This window comes from Chryseobacterium ureilyticum (assembly GCF_900156735.1).
Taxonomy (GTDB): domain Bacteria; phylum Bacteroidota; class Bacteroidia; order Flavobacteriales; family Weeksellaceae; genus Chryseobacterium; species Chryseobacterium ureilyticum.
In genome coordinates, this window is record NZ_FTOL01000001.1 from 54225 (window position 1) to 74167 (window position 19943).

Consider the following 19943-nt stretch of genomic DNA (forward strand, 5'->3'; position numbering starts at 1 on the left):
GTATTTGGTTAATTAATGGACTTTGATTTTTATTTTAATATTTATTAAAATTCCCTTAATGTTTGAAATGCTTTATTTTTTGTTAAAATTTTAAATGTAATTATCGTTTTTCTTTATTGTTTTTTTCTGTTCAATGCGGATATGCCCTTTCTGGTAAGCGCTTTTAGCCTTTTAATAAATTGATGTTGCTAATATTTATTAACATATTTGTCCTCTTGAATATATTAAAATCTGTTAATATGAATGTGAAATTGCGTGTTTTGACAGCAGGGGTTCTGTTTTTTACAGGTCAGGCTGTGTTAGCTCAAGAAAAAGACTCTAAGAACGGTAAGGACAAAGAGACTAAAATTGAGGAAGTAGTTGTACTAGGATATAGTAAAACAGCTACAAAAGCTAAAACTACAACTTCTTCGGTAACAGTTGGTTCTGAAACCTTGGAAAATAGACCGAATATCTCGGTACTAAACTCGATTCAAGGAACAGCTCCTGGTATCGTGGTTAACTCAGCATCTGGTTCTCCAGGTTCTGGAAAATTTAATATCCTGATTAGAGGAACAAGCTCCCTTAATGGTTCTACAGACCCATTATATGTTATTGACGGAGTTATTACTTCAGGATCTCAGTTCAGAAACCTGAACTCTTATGATATTGATACTTTCAGTATTCTGAAAGATGCTCAGGCAACTGCTATCTATGGTAACAGAGCTGCAAACGGTGTTGTTGTAATTACTACAAAAGGAGGTAAATTTAACTCAGGATTAAAAGTATCTTATGATGCTTTGACATCTTTCAGTCAGTTACCTGATACTAAGTACAACATGTCTAATGCTCAACAGTTGTTACATATTCAAAAAACTTTACAAACTGGTAGAGGGAATGAATTAACAAGAGATCAGATCAACAATTTTGATACAGACACTGATTGGAGTAAACAATTTACCCGTATTGGTATTTCTCAGCAGCATAACCTTTCCATTACTGGAGGTGGAGAAAACATCAATAACTTTTTCTCTCTAGGATACGTAGACAGTGAAGGTACTGTGAAATCTACTGATTTCAAAAGATTTACTTTAAGAAATAACATGAATGGTAAATCTAAAGATGGGAAACTGACTTTCGGTACTATCATTGGTTTAGGATATTCTAAGAGAAATCAGTTGGATGATGAAACAAACTCTGGAATTGCTAACAATACCCTTCAAAACCCATTATTCGGGGGTGTTCTTTCAAGACCATATATTGCACCTTCTCCATATGCGAATGGACGTGATTTATTCAATGCTGTAGGAGGAGATACTGCTGCCAGCAGACAATGGATTCTTCAGGACAATATCAACGGTGGTATTAGAAACAGATTTACAGAATTAAGTATCTCTGCCAATGCCAATGTAAATTATAAAATTACAGATTACCTAAGTATTGGAAACAGAACAGGTATTGAGTATAAAGAATATAAAAGAATTTTTGCAAGATCACCTCTTGGATACCTTTCAAACAGTGTAGCTGCTAGTGATCAGGCTACTTATGGAGGTAGTGAAGAATTTACAAATACACAGGATTTAACATTCAACAGTATTACAAATATTTCATTCAATAAGTCTTTTGGAGATCATACTATTAGTGCAGCAGCATACATGGATTATATCAAAGCTCATGTAAGCTCTACTACTCAAAGACAAAATGGATTGAATCCTTTACAGTGGGAATTTGGTGCAGGAACAGGTTATATTCCATTTAACCCAGATACCCCGAACTTGTACAGACCTTCTGCAACTGCTACAAGAACAAATGCAGGTACATTAGCTTATTTTGGAACTATTGACTATGATTTCCAAGATAAATATGGAGTAAGTGGGGTGATAAGAAGAGATGGATCTTACCGTTTCTTACCTACAAACAGATGGGAAACTTTCTGGTCAGTAGCTGCAAGATGGAATATTGACAAAGAAAGCTTCATGGCAAATTCTGGATTCAGATTGCTTAAACTGAGAGCTTCCATTGGTACTACAGGTAACCAGAATTTAGGAATTGCATCAGATAATGCGAACCCATTGGCATTACTTCCAAATAACTTCCTTGATTTATATAACGGTTACTCAGGATACCAGAATATGTTAGGTTATAACTTTGTTAACCTGTCAAACCCTTACTTAAAGTGGGAGCAGGTAAAACAAACTAACATTGGAGTTGATTATAACTACAAAGGAATTCTTGAAGGTAGTGTAGATTACTATCAGAAAAGAACATCAAGAATGTTCAACGATCTTCAGAAATCTTCAGCTACCGGTTACTATTCAATCAGAGGTAATGATGGAATCCTTGATAACAAAGGTATTGAAGGTTTGATCAGATATAACGCAATCAAAACTGAAAATACCAAACTATCTATTTTCGCGAATGGTGCATACAACTCTAACAAGATTGTTTCCATGTCCAGCGAAAACTTAGCTGGTGATGTAGTACATGCTATTGGAGGTCCTGCAGGTCAATATCAGTTATATCCATACCTTGGTGTGAATTCTGAAAACGGAAATCTACAGTTCCTTGATAAGAATGGGAATATCACTGAGGCTCCTACAGCTGGAGACAGAAGATTAACAGGGAAATCAAGATATGCAAAGTTCACTGGAGGTTTTGGATTTAATTTACAACACAAAGGTTGGTTCCTAGATACATTATTCTCTTTCCAACAAGGAGGATGGATCTATGACAACTTATATTCTTGGGTAATGGATCCGAATGCAGCAGCAAACAGAAACCTTTCTGCTGATCTTTTAGATGCTTGGACTCCTCAGAACAAGAATACTGACGTACCATCACTAGAGGCTTCTAACCTTAGTTTAGGTTCTTCAGACAGATTCCTGCACAGATCAGATTTTATAAGACTTAAGAATATCTCTTTAGGATATACATTTAACAAAAACCAATTAGGGAAGCTACCGGTAAGAGGTATCAAAGTTTTTGTTCAGGCTGAAAACCTTTATACTTGGACAAAATGGAAAGGATTTGATCCGGAACCAATTACTACGTATTCACTAAACGTATACCCTAACCCAAAAACCGTATCAGTAGGTTTAAATGTTGATTTTTAATATAGAAAGATTATGAAAAGAATTATAAATACAGTCTTAATTGTAGCTACTTTATCTTCTGCAGCATTTACATTGAACAGCTGCCAGGATGCTCTTGATATCAAGCAGGCAGGAGAGTTACAGGAACAAGATTTATATACAAGTGTTGCTAATTTAAGTGAAGTTCTGAATGGATCTATATATGCTCAGCTAGATCCTATCGATGAGATCTATTTTACTGCTGTTTTTACAGATGAAGTAAAGCCTGGATCAGGAAGTGGCGGACAGGAATATGCACTACACAGACATTTCCTTGATGCTGCAAGCCCTGTGGTTACTGGTGGAACTGTAAGTACTGCTTCAAGTGACGGGATTTGGTTAAATCACTATAAAGTAATCAATAGAGTAAACAGACTTCTTGAAGGAGCTAAGAAAGTTACACCTACTTCAGACAAAGAGAAGCAAACATATAATGAAATTCTTGCACAGGCTAGAGCCATAAGAGCTTATTGCTACGTACAGCTTGAAGCATATTTTTCTAAAGATATGAAAGATGCTAATGCGTTAGGAGTTATGCTTGTAAAAGACGTTCCTTCTACGGATGTTCAGCTACCTAGAGTAAAAAATCAGGATGTTTATGACTTCATTAATGCTGATTTAGATTATGCAAGAGGTATTTTAGGAGGTGCTAAAAATCCAATGAGATATTTCGTTGATAAGAACTTTGTAAACGCTGTTGCTGCTCGTTTTAACCTTTATAGAGGTGAGACAGCATTAGCTAAGCAATATGCACAAGCAGTAATTACTGAATCTGGATTATCTCTTACAGCTGCAATGCCTATCGAGGGAATAAATACTGTAGTTAAAGATGCAAGCGGTAATCCATTTAATTCTGGAAAATTTACAGAGCCAGTAACTAAAAATTGGAATATTGCATTCTATGGAGGAATTGATGCTACAAACGGAAATGGTATTGCAGGAGGTTCTTTCAATCCATATAGAAGAATGTGGGCAGATAGTGATAACGGTGAAGTTATATTCTCACTAAACAGACTTCCTTTAGGAGCAGGTGGATCTATGGGATCAAGATGGAATACCAATAATTCTAACCTTAAAGGAACACCAATGTGGTTCTGGGGGAGAAACTTATATAACATCTTCAAAAATACACCAGGAGATATCAGAAAATATGCTTATGTAGACCCTTCTTCAGATGCGAAAGCTGATTATGCTAGTGCAACAGCTGGAAATACAAGAAAAGATGCATTGGTAATTGATAAATATCCTGGGAAAACAAGTACATCTACCAGAAATGATGTTAAAGTTTTCAGATTATCAGAGATGTATTTTATTCTTGCTGAAGCTGAAGTAGCTGCAGGAAACCTTTCAACAGCACACGACTTGATTCAGAAAGTAAGAGAAGCTAGAAACTATGCAAACGCAGCAGTAACGCCTACTTATTCTAATACTCAAGCAGCTTACGAAGATATCCTGAAAGAACGTAGAGTTGAATTAGCTCTTGAAGGACACCGTTTTATTGACCTAAGAAGACTTGCTGCAAAAGCTAATGTTGAAATGGACAGAAACAATACCGACGATATTATCCCGGTTAAGAACCTTAAGAATGGTGATTACAGATATATTCTACCTATTCCAATTAAGGAAATGTCCGCAAACCCGAATATGGAACAAAATGACGGTTACTACTAGTCATTGTTAACATACTTAAAATTGCCCTTGAAGTTTACTTCAGGGGTTTTTTTGTATCATTAATGCGTATTATTATTTTGAATAAACAGATTGATCTGATAGTTTTTAGGAGTAATCCCAACCAGCTGCTTAAAAACTCTCGTAAAATAATTGGTATCAGAAAAACCTGTCTGAAAAGCAGTCTCTTTAATGCTGTTTTGCCCCGCCAGCAATTCCTTAGCCTTATTGATTCTTTCCTGTAGAATAAAGTCATTTGGAGAGATCCCCAGCTCATCCCTGAACATTTTAAAAAAGTTGGATTTACTCACATAAGCAAGTTTGGCAATACTCTCAATAGATAATTTCTGATGGAGATTTCTTTTAATATAATCCACCACAAAGCCTATTCTGGACTTATTCTTTATAATATTCTTTTCGACCAGACTTCTTGCCTGTGTCTGCATGAGCCTTATTAAAAGCTCTTTAAGTGCAAAATCTGCCATAATATCCTTCTGAGAATTATCGTCCATAGCAATCCTCATAATATTATTTGTGGCAGAAGCCAGCGCCTGATTATTAAAAAGAAAATACTCATCCAGTTGAATATTCCACTGGGAAGATTCATCTACCTTAGGGAGATTATAATTCAGATAATTAAGAGAATCTTCTATAAAATCAGGATTAAGACTTAAAGAAATACATTGGGTAGCCGTTTCATCAGCTTCCGGGAAATCAATAACCATAGTTTCTCCGGGAGCAACTAAAATACTTTCACCCGGCAAATAATCAAAATAGTTGGTTTTGTTATCCAGCTTCATATGCTTTTTACCTCTTAGCATAGCCGTGAATGCAATATTTTCAAAATGAAGCTCTACCCCAAAAGCAGCCTTGTGTGTTTCATAAATGCTGAATTCACAATTGTTCATATTGAATGTAGTCTGGTTTTCAACCAGCCTCAATAGTTGCTTTTCGTGTGTCAATTTAGGAGTATCTAATAAAAGCTTTCTATCGTTATTCATTTCTAAAAAAATTAAGGAAACCAGTATTTCAAATATATAAAATCCAAGCCTATGTTGCTGTTAATAAAATGATAAAATTCATATCGTAAGACGATTTTGCACTTTTTTTATACGATTGTGCTATATTTTTTGAAGCATCTGCATGTAATTTGGCATTATCGAAAAAATAAAATAAGAATACTATGAGCACACTTACAGAACCAAGATCGGCAACACTTTTACAGCGTCCGGAGTTTAAAAGCAGATATGATAACTATATTGGGGGGGAATTTACACCTCCAGTTAAAGGACAATATTTTGATGTGGTTTCACCTGTTGATGGTAAAAATTTCACTCAGGTTGCCCATTCAACCAAAGAAGATTTGGAGCTAGCTGTAGATGCTGCAGAAAAAGCATTTCAAACCTGGAAAAATACTTCATCTACAGAGCGAAGCATCATCCTGAACAAAATCGCAGACAGAATTGAGCAGAACCTAGAATATCTTGCTACCGTAGAAACTATAGACAACGGTAAAGCAGTAAGAGAAACTTTGGCAGCAGATATGCCATTGGCAATCGATCATTTCAGATACTTTGCTTCTGTCATTCGTGCAGAAGAAGGATCGCATAATGAATTGGATAAAGATACCGTTTCTCTTATCGTTCATGAACCACTTGGAGTAATAGCACAGATTATCCCTTGGAATTTCCCTATTCTGATGGCAGTTTGGAAGCTGGCTCCGGCATTGGCTGCTGGAAATTGCGTCGTATTGAAGCCTGCAGAAAGTACCCCTGTTTCCATTATGGTTTTAATGGAATTGGTTGGAGACTTACTACCTGCCGGCGTTATAAATATTGTTAACGGCTTCGGTGCTGAGTTGGGAAGAGCACTAGTGACAAACCCTAAAGTTGCTAAAGCAGCATTTACAGGCTCCACGGCTACAGGTCGATTAGTAATGCAGTATGCAACAGAAAATATCATCCCTGTTACCCTAGAATTGGGAGGAAAGTCACCGAATGTATTCTTCAATTCAGTAATGGATGCAGATGATGAATTCCTTGATAAAGCCATTGAAGGAGCTGTTCTTTTTGCCCTTAATCAGGGAGAAATTTGTACATGTCCATCAAGACTTTTAGTACAAGAAGATATCGCAGATGCATTTATAGAAAGAGTGGTAGAAAGAGTGAAAGCTATCAAGGTAGGGAACCCATTAGACAAAACTGTAATGATGGGAGCACAGGCTTCTCAGATTCAGAAAGATAAAATTCTCTCTTATATCCAACTTGGAGTAGAGGAAGGAGCTGAAGTATTGGTAGGTGGTGCTGTAAACAACTTAGGAGATGATCTTGAAGACGGATTCTACATTCAGCCAACCATTTTCAAAGGGAACAATAAAATGAGAATCTTCCAGGAAGAAATCTTCGGTCCGGTGCTGGCATTCACAACCTTTAAAGATGAAGACGAAGCTGTGAAAATAGCTAACGATACCATCTACGGGCTTGGAGCAGGAGTATGGACCAGAGATGCCCATCAGCTATATAATATTCCGCGTCAGATTGAAGCGGGAAGAGTTTGGGTGAATCAATATCATTCATATCCGGCTGGAGCACCTTTCGGTGGTTACAAGCAGTCTGGAATTGGTAGAGAAAATCATAAAATGATGCTCGATCATTATCGTCAGACCAAAAATATGCTGATCTCTTATAACAAAAACAAGTTAGGTTTCTTTTAATATTAAATTTTAGGACGTGCCCGATTGCCTTGGCTTATTCCAGGGCAAACCGGTCGGGCTATGCAGGGCTCCATTTCATTTCGGTGCTTCATTGCATTCCGCACCGGCTCGTTCCTCGCCACCCTTACTATCCCTCACGCAGAGAATATCAGTCTTATCCGGAATACAGCGGATGAGCAGGAAACTATTATCCCATAAAAAACTGAATTAAAAAATAAAATATGATCCCAAAAACAATGAAAGCTGCCGTAGTTCAGGGCTACGGACAACCCCTGAAAATCGAAGAAGTACCTGTAAGAGAACCAGGAAGATATGAAGTTCTTGTGAAAGTGATTGCTTGTGGTGTATGCCATACAGACTTACATGCAGTAGATGGCGATTGGCCCGCAAAACCTAAAATGCCTCTTATCCCGGGACACGAAGGAGTAGGAATTGTAGTAGCCTGCGGACCCGAAGCTTTTGTAAAAGAAGGAGATGCTGTAGGTGTTCCGTGGCTGTATAGCGCTTGCGGATGCTGTGATTATTGTATAACAGGTTGGGAAACTCTTTGTGAAGCTCAAAAAAATGGCGGTTATAGTGTAGATGGTGGTTTTGCAGAATATGTTATTGCAGATTCAAGATATGTAGGTCACCTGAAATCAAATGTTAACTTTTTGGAAATTGCTCCCATCTTATGTGCCGGAGTAACCGTTTATAAAGGATTAAAAGAAACAGAAACAAAGCCGGGAGAATGGGTAGCAATATCAGGAATCGGCGGATTGGGACATGTGGCAGTTCAGTATGCAAAAGCTATGGGAATGCATGTGGCAGCCATTGATGTAGCAGATGACAAACTGGATTTAGCCAAAAAACTTGGGGCAGATCTTGTCGTAAATGCAAAAAATACAGATCCCGGAGAATATTTACATAAAGAAGTAGGCGGGATGCATGGCGCGCTGATTACAGCAGTTTCACCTATTGCTTTCAAACAAGGAATAGATGTTTTAAGAAGAAAAGGAACCATTGCTCTTAACGGACTTCCGCCAGGATCATTTGAACTTCCGATTTTTGAAACCGTTTTAAAAAGAATCACCGTAAGAGGTTCTATTGTAGGAACAAGAAAAGATTTACAGGAAGCTCTTGACTTTGCCAATGAAGGGTTGGTAAAAGCAACAGTCACTTCAGCCAAATTAGAAGATATCAATGATGTTTTTGACAAAATGAAAAAAGGTCAGATTGACGGAAGAATCGTATTGGATATTGCAAACTCAAATTAAACAATGAGAGACAGGACTCGGCAAAATCATTTGCCGGGTCTTTTATTATCGGAATTGATAAAATTTAAATTTGAAAAAGAAAAAACAATGAAAGAAAAAGTATCAAGACTGTCTGCAACAGAAAAAGCACTTGAAGTTATTCAGGAGCTTGAAAACAAATACGGTGCTCTGATGTTTTATCAGGCAGGCGGATGCTGCGAAGGTACCCAACCGCAATGCTTCGAAAAAGGAGGTTTTTTCCCAAGAATGAATGATGCCATGATAGGAACCATCAACGGACACGAATTCTGGATAGATCGCGACCTGTTTGAATACTGGAAATATTCTCATTTTACACTCGATGTTACTGACGGATTTGGTCCCGGAGGATTTTCGCTGGAAACTCCTTTAGGGAAAACATTTAAAGTACAATACAGGCTTTTTACTACTGAAGAATATGAAAATCTGGAACCCGTACAAAGAAGTGAATAGTCTTTACCTTAAAATCAGGTGACTTTTACAAACCGGTTCACAAACATAGCTGCGACAATATCTCCTACAGAATTTAAAACAGTTGCTAAAGGATCTACCAGTGTTCCGATAATCATTACAGCCGGAATGGCTTCTTGCGGTAATTTATACACTGAAATCATCAGCATTTCACCAATATATCCTCCATTGGGAATTCCACCCGCTACAATACTTACAAAGACAGTAATACCTAAAGCCAATAAAAGATTAGATGGATCAAAGAAGTCTTTCCCGATAATCAGAAATGCTACATAGATTTTGATAATAGAAGACATGGAAGATCCGTTTTTATGCAGAGTAGTTCCAATAGGAATTACCAGATTGGCAATCGAATTGGGAATTCCGATTTTCGAAGCTGCCTGCAGATTCGCTGGCATTGTTGCAAAACTGCTACAAGTACTTATTGCTGTAAGGGAAGGGTAAATAGCATTACTCCAAAAGCTTTTAACTCCTTTCTGTCCATTCGCCATAAATGCATAAATAGAAAAGAATACCAGAAAATAAATAATTCCTGCTACATAATATAATCCTAAAGGCTTAGCATAAAACCCAAAAAGCTGTGGTCCTAACGTTGCCACCTGATAGGCAAAGTACGCACCCAGACCAATCGGAGCAAGCTTCATTACTAATAGAAGTAGCTCTTTCATTACCTCATATCCCGATGCAATAAATGTTCTGAATGCCTGTCCGCTTTCACCTGTCTTTCTGGCTGCAAAGCCTGTCATAAAAGCAAAAATAAGAAGGGCAAGCATATTTTGTCTCGAAAAAAGAGCAGTAAATTCTCCCACCGTGAAAAAACTCACAATTCTATTCCCCCAGCTTTCTTCACTGGCAGCTTCCGTAATCATCTCAGAACTCCCTGAAACCCCTGAAACAGGAAAAAGGTACACTGCACAGATGGTGAAAATAGCAGCCGTTAAAATGAAAAATAAAAAAGTAAGCGCCATCACAAGAATGATCTTCCCGAATTTTGATTGCTGTTCTAACGATGCAATAGAATTGGACACCGCAAAGAATACCAAAGGTACCACACTTACGAAAAGAAGATTAAGGAAAATATCACCTAAAGGTTTTATATATTCTACAAAGCCCGGAGCAACAATTCCAATGATGCTTCCAATAGTGATTCCCAATAGTAAAAATATGATTCCTGAGTAGTTTTTTAATACCTCTTTCATGTGGCACTTTTTATCAAAGATAGGTTTATTTTTAACATTCTGTTATACAATTTTCAGACCTAAATTTCATAAATTTGGGTAAAATCGTTTCTATGGCTTATATAGATTATTATAAAACTTTAGGTGTAGATAAAAGCGCAACACAAGATGAAATTAAAAAAGCTTACCGAAAACTGGCTAGAAAGCTACATCCCGACCTAAACCCTGATGACAAAGAATCCGAAAGAAAATTCAAAGAACTGAACGAAGCTAATGAAGTTCTAAGTAATCCTGAAAACCGCGCCAAATACGATAAATATGGCGAAAACTGGAAGCATGGAGAGGAATACGAAAAAGCTCAGCAACAGCAAAGACAATATCAACAACAAAACAACTATGGCGGAGGTTTCTCCGGTGCAGATTTTGGAGAGGGCGAGGATTTTTCAGATTTCTTCCAGGATATGTTCGGTGGAGCAGGAGGTTTTGGTAAAAGTTCAAGAGGAAGAGCTTCAGGAAAGTTTAAGGGACAGGATGTAAATGCCGAACTGAACTTAAATTTAAGAGATGCCGCAGTTACCCATCCACAAACCTTCGAGATCAACGGAAAAAAAGTAAGGATTACCATTCCAGCCGGAGTATATGATGGGCAGAAGATCAAGTTAAAAGGACACGGAAATCCTGGACTAAACGGAGGACCGAGCGGAGATCTGTACATCACATTTAATATTCCTGAGGACCCGATTTTTGAAAGAATTGGTGATGATCTGAAGACAAAAGTTACAATAGATTTATATACCGCAGTTCTAGGTGGGGATGTCAACGTAAATACCCTTACCGGAAGCGTAAATCTGAAAGTGAAACCAGAAACTCAAACCGGAACTACCGTAAGACTTAAGGGAAAAGGTTTTCCTGTCTATAAAAAAGATGGTGAACATGGTGATCTTTTTGTAACCTACGAAGTAAAACTACCAACCAATCTTACCGAAAAACAGAAAGATCTTTTTGAACAACTTAAAAACGCCTAAGCTATGAGTGAAAGAATATCACGGGAAGAACTCGTAAGAATATACAATATAGAAATCACTTTTTTTGATGATCTTGTAGAGTACGGTTTGCTCAACATTCATGTTGAAGATAATATTCATTACCTGATGTATGAAGATCTTCCTGATTTCGAAAAGTTTGCCAACTGGCATTATGATCTTGAAATAAACCTTCCGGGATTGGAAGTCATCCATAATATGCTGAAAAAACTAGATGCCTTAAAGCGAAGAAACAGGGAGCTGATGAATAAACTTTCCGCTTTGAATGATCAATATGAGGATATTTAGCTTAGTTTTGTAGCTTTTTAAAGCAAACCATGTATTATGAGTGAGGAAAAGGTGATTATATTAAGACCTGAAAGAAAGAATTTTGAAGAGATTTATTTTAGCGGAAAGCAGGGCAGTTTGCTTTTTTCTCCTACCACTAAAGGAAAAACAGTAACAACCATCATTGCTGCTATTGTCTTACTGATTGCATTTTTTCTGAAAGGAAGCCTAAGTAAGGAAAGTCAGGGGATTTTATATTTCCTAAGCTTTATACTTTTGCTTTGTGCTGTTTTCCTGTCTGTAAGTGTTAATAAGGTTTCAAGATGGAAAAAACAGGTTAATCACTATCTGAATACATTGGAAAAATGTGAAATTTACGAAATCAGAATTGAGCAGAATTTTTTCACAGTCAATATTGATGGAGAAAAAGAAACTAGTGAATGGAAAGATTTTAATTTTTTTGACAGTAATAATGAATTCATTGCTCTGGAAGGAAAATACAATTATATGTTTCCCAGAAAATCGATGACTGAAAAAGATTATTCTCTGTTAAAGAAAATCTTAAAAGATAATATCAATCAACAATAAAAAATCGGAGCAAATTTTTTGCTCCGATTTTTTTATGTTAATGAAATAACAATTTTTGCCTTTCTGTTTTTTGATTAGTCTAGCCAACCCATTTCTTTCATCCACTCGTCGTTGTAGATTTTTCCTACATATCTTGAACCGTGGTCGTGAAGCAAAACTACAATTACATCATCTTTAGTAAACTGATCTTTCATCTGAACCAATGAAGCAATAGCACTTCCGGCAGAATAACCACAGAAAATACCTTCTTCTTTAGCCAGTTTTCTTGCATAGATTGCTCCGTCTTTATCCGTTACTTTTTCGAAATGATCAATTACAGACATATCATAGTTTTCAGGAATGATATCTTCACCAATTCCCTCTGTAATATAAGTGTAAGCATGATCGTAGTGCAATTCTCCAGTTTCATGGAATTCCTTAAGGATAGATCCGTAAGTATCTACACCGATTACTTTTATATCTTTATTTTTCTCCTTGAAGAATGTTCCACATCCTGTAACAGTACCTCCTGTTCCGGCACCTGCTACAAAGTGAGTCAGTTTTCCTTCTGTCTGTTCCCAGATTTCAGGAGCGGTAGATTCGTAGTGAGCCGTTCTGTTGGACAAGTTATCGTATTGGTTTACATACCATCCGTTTTCAGTTTCTTTAGCTAATCTTTTAGATACTGAATAATAAGAACGTGGATCTGTCGGTTTTACGTCAGTAGGGCAAACGATTACCTCAGCACCTACAGCGCGTAGAATGTCACATTTCTCTTTAGATTGCTTGGAATTTGTTACAAAGATACATTTGTAGCCTTTGATGATTGCTGCTAATGCCAATCCCATTCCTGTATTTCCGGAAGTCCCTTCAATAATGGTTCCTCCAGGTTTTAATCTGCCGTCTTTTTCGGCATCTTCTATCATTTTAAGAGCCATTCTGTCCTTCACAGAGTTTCCTGGGTTGAATGTCTCTACTTTTGCTAAAACTAATGCTGGAAAATCTTCACCTAATACATTGTTAAGCTTTACCAACGGTGTGTTACCTATAGTTTCAAGGATATTTTTTGCGTATTTCATAAATGTTTTATAAGCGATGCAAAGATAATGCTTTTAAAATTATCTATGCTTTGGATAATTTGTAGATAAAATTACAGCAATTGAGGATAATTTCAATTGAATCGTTTTAATCATTAATTATATTTAATGGCCTTCACCGGAGAAATCTTACTGATCAGATAACTCGGAATAATTAAAGCAAGAGCAGATATAGCCAGAATCCCTAATGAAATGGAAACAATAGCAATAGGATTAAGATCCACAGGAACTGTACTTACATAATAATTTTCCGGATTAAGTTTAATAACTCCAAAGAATTTCTGAATTAAAATAAGTCCTAATCCGATGGCATTTCCATATAAAAGCCCCGGAATCATAATAATCAGAGTATAATTGATGAAAGTAGCTCTGATCTGAGCGTTGCTTGCTCCTAATGTTTTAAGTAATCCAATAGAATTGGTTCTTTCAATAATAAGAATAAGAAGAACCATAATGATATTAATAACAACTACAATGAGCATAATGATAATAATCAATGCAATATTAGTGTCAAAAATACTTATCCAATCATTAATCTGTGGAAACTTTTCAGTGGCTTTTTCAGCATAGTTTTTATACCCGATCAATTTCTCGATATCTGGAAAATCTTTATCAATATCGTTTACGTTTTTCAGGAAAATATCAATTCCACCGATCTCATCCGGTTTCATATCCTGAATTTTTCTTGCATGATTAATCCCACCAATAACAAATTGCTCATCAATCAGTTTGATGTCCGTTCTATAGATTCCTACAATCTTAAATTTACGGTAAAGAGGTTTTTGGTCAGCTTTTAAGAAAACAGTAACTATACTGTCGTTTACTTTAAGGTGAAGATCATTGGCTATTTTTTGAGAAATTGCAACGTCATTATTGAAGCCTACTTCTGTAACTTTCGGGGTAGTGCCGGCAAGGAGGAATTTTTTAAATCTTAAGCTGTCAAAATCCTTTCCGACCCCTTTAAATATAATTCCTGCGAAATTATGCTCATTACGCATGATTCCGGTAACCGTCACATATTTTTGTGTGCTTTCCACATCGGGAAGTTCTTTGATCTTAGCCATATTCAATCCCTGTTTATCAAGAACCGAAGTGTTATAAGATGAGTTTGAGCGGGTAGATCTTACGGTAATATGTCCGCTGAAATCTGCGAGTCTTTCCTTAATAGCCTTTTTGGAACCGAATCCGGTGGCTACGGTGATCAGGGAAACAATAATCCCCAATGCTACAGAAAGCCTGCCAATGAAGATGATAACCCTTGATAGGTTATTTTTGTTATCTTTGGAAAATGCTATTTTTCTAGAGAAATATAAAGGAAACTTCAAGCTTATGAATTTAGATTTCAAAATTAAAAATTTACTTCTGATTTGCCTAATTTTTTTAGGAGTATTCAACCAATATTATTCTCAAACTCAAGATCAATCGGTTTTTAAAACGGGTGCGGATCAACCTGAAGTGTATTTACCTTTATTAAAGGGTAAAACAATTGGTATTGTTACCAACCAGACAGGTTTGATGAGTGACAGAACTCATTTGGTAGATTTTCTGGTAAAGAATGGGGTGAATATTAAATCTATATTTGCTCCCGAGCATGGTTTCAGAGGAGATGCTGATGCTGGTGCAAAAGTGAAGAATGGAGTAGATGTGAAGACAGGAATCCCAATTGTATCTTTATATGCAAGCAATAAAAAGCCAAAACCTGAACAATTGGCAGGAATAGATCTTGTTGTTTTCGATATTCAGGATGTGGGAGTGAGATTCTATACGTATATTTCTACGTTAACTTATTTAATGGAAGCAGGAGCTGAAAATAATGTCGAAGTAATGGTATTAGATCGTCCGAATCCGCATGATGGTTATACTGACGGACCGGTTTTGAGAAAAAAATGGACAAGCTTTGTAGGAATGCACGAAGTCCCTGTAGTCTATGGATTGACCATTGGAGAATACGGAAAAATGGTGAATGGTGAAAAGTGGCTAAAAAATCGTGTTCAGGCAAAGTATACTTTAATTCCGATGAAAAATTATCACAAGAAACAGCGCTATACGATATTAGACAAGCCATCACCTAATTTACCTAATGATAAAGCTATCAATTTATATCCAAGTCTATGCTTCTTTGAGGGAACTCAGGTTTCTGTAGGAAGAGGAACGGATCAGCCTTTTCAGATTTATGGTTCTCCATGGACGGAAAGTTTACCTTATAAGTTTACCCCTAAACCAAGCTATGGCGCAAAAGATCCTTTTCTGAATGGTAAATTATGCTATGGAGAAAACCTTTCCGATTATCCTAATGATTTAAGAGAATTGAATCTGGAGTGGGTCATCAAAGCTTATAAAAACTACAAAAATCCTCAGTTGGACTTCTTCTTGAAGAATTTGTGGTTTGATACTTTGTCCGGAACTGATGAATTCAGAAAGCAGATTATTGCTGGAAAATCAATTCCGGAAATTAAGGCTTCATGGAAAAAAGATCTGGAAAACTTTGAGAAGATCAGAACCCGGTATGTGGTTTACGAAGATTAATAAAAACGGGAGCTTGAAGTTATGGAAGTTATAAAAAAAATGACTTTTACCTTCTTAAAAGATCACCTGATAGTAATACGGCTGAAAGAAACTTTCAGCCTTTAATCTAATCAAAATTTTGGGGTGGGTTTTTATCATCCTTCGCCCTGTTTAATATAAATAGTCCGATGGTTAAGCCTACAACTCCTGCAAAAGCAGTCAGTAAAGCTCTCTGTAATTTATCTGGAAGATCATTTCCCAGATAGTTCATTAAAAAAAGGATCACAAAAGTGATCACTGAAATGATAATATGATTTTTTCCGAATGGTTTCATTGTATTATTTGAATTTGTAAGAGATCATGACCCCGCCTCTGTAAGGGATAATTTCACCGCTCCTGTTGAGACCTTCAGCTCCATCGTAACGTTTCCCTGTTGTACGATCATAACCTTTATAAAATCCTTGAGATGTTCCGATAGTTGCATAAAGATCAAGGTTCCAACGTTCTGATAACTGAAACTGATAACCTCCTGTAATCCCTAACATAATTGAGAACCCTCTTTGATAAAGATTGGAATTGATAAAAGTTTCTCCGTCATCTTTTACATGTAAATTATCATTCCAATAGTTCCATTTTTGAAGATTGTAAGCTGCAAAAGAGAGATTAGCTCCCACGTACCAATGCTTAAACGCTTCATTGAAATAATACCTTCCTTCAGCAGAAACTGAATAGAATTGTAATTCGTGTCCTGCAAAAGATTTCCACGGTGAAATAAAAACATCTCCCTGAAGAGTATATTTTGAACTAACTTGTTTTTCTACACCAAGATTTATAATACCAATTGGTAAAAAAAGAGCATTTCCTTTTACATATAAACTTTTTTCCCCGCTTTGTTCCTGCTCCTGGGCATTTAGAGATCCTATTGCCAGTAATGCCAAAGCACCTGCTAATACTCTGTATTTCATCGATGTGTTATTTTATCTGCTTTAATAATTCTTCTGCTAATTTAGAATCTTTTCCGCTTCGAGCTGCTAAGTTTCTAGACATTTCAGCGTAATTTTGAGCCACTTCCTTATTTCCTGTTAAAAAATAAAGCTTACTTAAAATATAAGTGTTTTCAGAGTTTTCTCCTCTCATTACAGACTTTTCAGCCCATTCTGTTGCTTTTTTTAATGAAGAGGGAGTCTTTACATGATCTGCAAATACCCAAGCCGCTCTTAGCAGTTCTTCAGGATTGAATCCTTCTGAGTTTTTATAATAATCCAAAGCTGCTTTCTCATATTCAGGGAAATTGGCATTTCTCTCATAATAGCTCAGCTTTGTCTGATTTAGTTTTGTAGTGGCAACCTGTTTTCCCACTAAAGGTTCAGCAGCTTTTAAAAAGTGCTCATCGTTGATTTTTTGATTTTTATCATCAATGGACTGTTCTGCTATTTTTGCTAATTTAAGTTGAGCATCGAATTCTTTGTAAGTTTCTTCAGGAAGAAACTTAATGATTTCTGCTTTTCTGGAAGCAAAGGTTTTATAATTGGAATCTTCCATAGATTTCAGGAAGTATAATAACAATCCTATTTCATCTTTAGTAAGCTCTTCGGTATTTTTTTTATTTTCAAAATATCTTTCAGAAGCTTTTTTCGCAAATTCATAATCACTATCAGAATTAAGTTTCATAACATTGATCAGGAATGCTGGATCTTTTTCTCCTTTGGCAAATCTATCTTTCAGAGACCCGCCTTTTCCTCCCTGAGAATTAATATCCTGAGCCATCGCCACAAAAATACCCTCTTCCATATAACCGGAGTTTCTGGAAACAAGCTCTCCTTCACCATTTAAAAAAAGATAAGTAGGATAGGAACGAACTCCAAATTTTGAAGCAATGTCTCTTCCTTCTCCTTTTTCCATATCAAATCTGGCATTGATGAAATTGGTATTGAAATAATCTCCAACGGCTTTCTGGGTGAAAACATTTTTCTCCATCATTTTGCATGGACCACACCATGAAGCATAAGCATCAATAAAAACCAATTTTTTTTCTTTCTTGGCTTTGGCAATAATATCTTTGTAAGGCAGGTCCTGGAACTGAATAGATTCCTGAGCAGAAATAACAACAGCACAAAAAATAGATATCCCGGAGATGATCTTCTTCATTTTCAAATAAGATTTGAAGCGAAGATAATTAATTTTCAAAATATAAAAGCCTAATCAACGGTTTAGATAGTGATATTAACTAAATTTAAGACTTAAGTTTTTTTTGTTTTTTGAAAATTAAATACTTGTATTTCAATTTTTTTACTTTGGAAACTGTTCTGTTTATCGACGTTTTACATTTAATTTTAATTCACTTTTTGGTCCTGAAATCTTTGTTATATCTTTGCAAATTAATAATTTATCCGTAGAAGAGATACTCTGCAAGAAGAAAAACAATACGCTTTATCTGTCTTTTGGAGGAAAAATAATGTAGAACGTTGAATATTCATTTTAAACACGCCTTATCCCAAAAATCCATTTACATTGCTGCTTTGTCTGCCTGCTTAATTGCTGTGGTAGCATTTGCTGTTTTGAGTCTTTTAATTACCAAAGATAATCGTGAAAATAATGAAGGTTTTGCTAAAAAGAACTTCTTCAGAAAGTATGAATCAATAGAAAATGAATTCAGGAATATTGAAGATTATCAGTATTTACTTCGTGCCCTGATTCAAAAAGACGGGTTAAAGAATTATAAAGATTATTCTTCTGTTTTAAATGACCTGAATAAAAAGAGAAATCTTTTAACCTACAGCTGGTATTACTACGAAAATAATGGAAATGAAAAGCCCGAAAGCAATAATCCTTTATCTGAACTTTTCAAAAACAGAGAGAATACAGATAAATCTATTGCCATAAAGAATAACGGTCCTGGGCATTTCAAAGATTTTCTGATAACCCATAATGACAGCATCTATTGGATGAGTTATGATTCTCTTGTGCTGCCTGAAAAAAATATGCTGTATTATGGCTCGACGGTAAGTCTGGATGATCTTCACCAATACTTTATCAATGTAGACAAAAGCTCAAATACTTATGCTTATGTTTTTACAAAGGAGGGAATTTGTATTACCCATCCGGAAAAGAAATATCTTGGGAAAAGCATTTTTGAGTTTACAGATATTAAGCCTAAAGACACATTAAGTAGTAGGACGAAAGCAGGATATACGGAAGGAAACGCTATTTCTGAATATCTGGGTGTAGAAGTTACAAGGTTTATAAAACCTTTAAAAACAGATAATTTCGACGGGTATACTGTCGTGAATTACATTAATTTTATTACGGATGAAAATACAAATAAAGTAAAAGCGTATACCGCATATATATTTCTTGCTGCTTTGTTTCTTATTGTTACTGTTTTTTTCCTGTTTCAAAGATCTGCTAATATCGCATATAAGGAAAAAGAAAAAATTCAGTCTGAAAAGAATTTACTGCTCATAGAAAATGAAAAGATGCATAAAGCAGAGGTGATAAATCAGCTTCAGCAGCTTAAGAATAATATCAATCCGCACTTTCTGTTCAATTCCCTGAATTCTCTGTATATGCTGATAGGAATCAATAAGGGCAATGCACAGAAATTTACGATGAATCTTTCCAAGATCTACAGATATTTGATTGTTCCTCCGAAAGAAAATATCGTTCCTGTTGCCAAAGAGATTGATTTTATCCAAAAGTATATGGATCTTCTGAAAAGCAGGTTTGATGAAGAGTTGAATTTTGAATTGATCATCAAATGTCCTGAAAGTTTAGAAAAAAGAATTCCTTACTTATCGCTTCAGATAGTAGTGGAAAATGCTATAAAACACAATGTTGCCACCATAGATCAGCCACTGGAAATTATGATTAGTGTAGAAGAAGATGGGATCATTGTGAGGAATACTTACCAGCCCAAAACGGAAGCTGTTCCGGGAGAGAAATTTGGAATTGATTATTTGAATCAAATTTATGAATATTTTAAAAATAATATGCTTCATATTTCAGTAGATGGTGATTATTTCATATGTTTTTTACCGTTAATGAAGTGAA

General features: G+C 35.9%; 17 protein-coding genes. 10 read left to right on the forward strand and 7 right to left on the reverse strand.

Annotated elements, in window-relative coordinates:
* The first annotated feature begins 239 nt into the window (after nucleotides 1-239).
* Nucleotides 240-3092, forward strand: a complete 2853-nt coding sequence (locus BW983_RS00240; RefSeq protein ID WP_076549004.1) for a SusC/RagA family TonB-linked outer membrane protein — start codon at nucleotides 240-242, stop codon at nucleotides 3090-3092.
* A 12-nt stretch (nucleotides 3093-3104) separates the two neighbouring features.
* Complete coding sequence (locus BW983_RS00245; protein ID WP_076549006.1) at nucleotides 3105-4781, forward strand: RagB/SusD family nutrient uptake outer membrane protein; 1677 nt, start codon at nucleotides 3105-3107, stop codon at nucleotides 4779-4781.
* Nucleotides 4782-4840: 59 nt separating this feature from the next.
* Here BW983_RS00245 and BW983_RS00250 read toward each other — a convergent pair whose 3' ends face one another.
* Complete coding sequence (locus BW983_RS00250; protein ID WP_076549007.1) at nucleotides 4841-5779, reverse strand: helix-turn-helix domain-containing protein; 939 nt, start codon at nucleotides 5777-5779, stop codon at nucleotides 4841-4843.
* A gap of 182 nt (nucleotides 5780-5961) precedes the next feature.
* Between BW983_RS00250 and BW983_RS00255 the strand changes: the two genes are divergently transcribed.
* The 3 genes from BW983_RS00255 (at nucleotide 5962) to BW983_RS00265 (ending at nucleotide 9218) form a co-directional block, all read left to right on the forward strand.
* Entirely contained in the window at nucleotides 5962-7491 is a 1530-nt protein-coding gene (locus BW983_RS00255) for an aldehyde dehydrogenase family protein (RefSeq protein ID WP_076549009.1), read from the forward strand.
* Between the two features lie 221 nt (nucleotides 7492-7712).
* Complete coding sequence (gene adhP / locus BW983_RS00260) at nucleotides 7713-8747, forward strand: alcohol dehydrogenase AdhP (RefSeq protein ID WP_065396054.1); 1035 nt, start codon at nucleotides 7713-7715, stop codon at nucleotides 8745-8747.
* A gap of 87 nt (nucleotides 8748-8834) precedes the next feature.
* Nucleotides 8835-9218, forward strand: coding sequence for a DUF779 domain-containing protein (locus tag BW983_RS00265; protein ID WP_076550743.1), 384 nt, complete (start codon nucleotides 8835-8837; stop codon nucleotides 9216-9218).
* A gap of 14 nt (nucleotides 9219-9232) precedes the next feature.
* On the opposite strand, the gene BW983_RS00270 is transcribed toward BW983_RS00265, so the two are convergent.
* Nucleotides 9233-10435 carry a dicarboxylate/amino acid:cation symporter gene (locus BW983_RS00270; RefSeq protein ID WP_076549010.1) on the reverse strand — a complete coding sequence of 401 codons (1203 nt, stop codon included), beginning with the start codon at nucleotides 10433-10435 and terminating at the stop codon, nucleotides 9233-9235.
* A gap of 92 nt (nucleotides 10436-10527) precedes the next feature.
* On the opposite strand from BW983_RS00270, the gene BW983_RS00275 reads away from it, so the two are divergent.
* From BW983_RS00275 to BW983_RS00285, 3 genes are read left to right on the forward strand one after another with little or no spacing between them, the layout of a single operon-like run.
* Nucleotides 10528-11439, forward strand: coding sequence for a DnaJ C-terminal domain-containing protein (locus tag BW983_RS00275; RefSeq protein ID WP_076549012.1), 912 nt, complete (start codon nucleotides 10528-10530; stop codon nucleotides 11437-11439).
* 3 nt (nucleotides 11440-11442) lie between these two features.
* Nucleotides 11443-11745 (forward strand): chaperone modulator CbpM, encoded by a 303-nt coding sequence (locus BW983_RS00280; protein WP_076549013.1) that lies wholly within the window; start codon nucleotides 11443-11445, stop codon nucleotides 11743-11745.
* 36 nt (nucleotides 11746-11781) lie between these two features.
* Nucleotides 11782-12312, forward strand: coding sequence for a hypothetical protein (locus BW983_RS00285; RefSeq protein ID WP_076549015.1), 531 nt, complete (start codon nucleotides 11782-11784; stop codon nucleotides 12310-12312).
* 74 nt (nucleotides 12313-12386) lie between these two features.
* On the opposite strand, the gene BW983_RS00290 is transcribed toward BW983_RS00285, so the two are convergent.
* Nucleotides 12387-13370 carry a PLP-dependent cysteine synthase family protein gene (locus tag BW983_RS00290; protein WP_076549016.1) on the reverse strand — a complete coding sequence of 328 codons (984 nt, stop codon included), beginning with the start codon at nucleotides 13368-13370 and terminating at the stop codon, nucleotides 12387-12389.
* A gap of 113 nt (nucleotides 13371-13483) precedes the next feature.
* A complete protein-coding gene (locus tag BW983_RS00295) occupies nucleotides 13484-14713 on the reverse strand; it encodes an ABC transporter permease (protein WP_076549018.1) in 1230 nt (409 codons plus the stop codon).
* Nucleotides 14714-14717: 4 nt separating this feature from the next.
* Here BW983_RS00295 and BW983_RS00300 point away from each other — a divergent pair, with 4 nt between their 5' ends.
* Nucleotides 14718-15914, forward strand: coding sequence for an exo-beta-N-acetylmuramidase NamZ family protein (locus BW983_RS00300; RefSeq protein ID WP_076550745.1), 1197 nt, complete (start codon nucleotides 14718-14720; stop codon nucleotides 15912-15914).
* Nucleotides 15915-16020: 106 nt separating this feature from the next.
* On the opposite strand, the gene BW983_RS00305 is transcribed toward BW983_RS00300, so the two are convergent.
* The 3 genes from BW983_RS00305 to BW983_RS00315 are packed head-to-tail and all read right to left on the reverse strand — an operon-like array spanning nucleotide 16021 to nucleotide 18041.
* Nucleotides 16021-16227 (reverse strand): hypothetical protein, encoded by a 207-nt coding sequence (locus BW983_RS00305; RefSeq protein WP_065396046.1) that lies wholly within the window; start codon nucleotides 16225-16227, stop codon nucleotides 16021-16023.
* Nucleotides 16228-16231: 4 nt separating this feature from the next.
* Nucleotides 16232-16858 carry a DUF3575 domain-containing protein gene (locus BW983_RS00310; protein WP_076549020.1) on the reverse strand — a complete coding sequence of 209 codons (627 nt, stop codon included), beginning with the start codon at nucleotides 16856-16858 and terminating at the stop codon, nucleotides 16232-16234.
* Nucleotides 16859-16865: 7 nt separating this feature from the next.
* A complete protein-coding gene (locus BW983_RS00315; protein ID WP_076549021.1) occupies nucleotides 16866-18041 on the reverse strand; it encodes a thioredoxin family protein in 1176 nt (391 codons plus the stop codon).
* Between the two features lie 317 nt (nucleotides 18042-18358).
* On the opposite strand from BW983_RS00315, the gene BW983_RS00320 reads away from it, so the two are divergent.
* The gene (locus tag BW983_RS00320; protein WP_076549023.1) at nucleotides 18359-19942 is read left to right on the forward strand and encodes a histidine kinase; all 1584 of its coding nucleotides are present in this window, start codon (nucleotides 18359-18361) and stop codon (nucleotides 19940-19942) included.
* Nucleotide 19943: the final 1 nt, after the last annotated feature.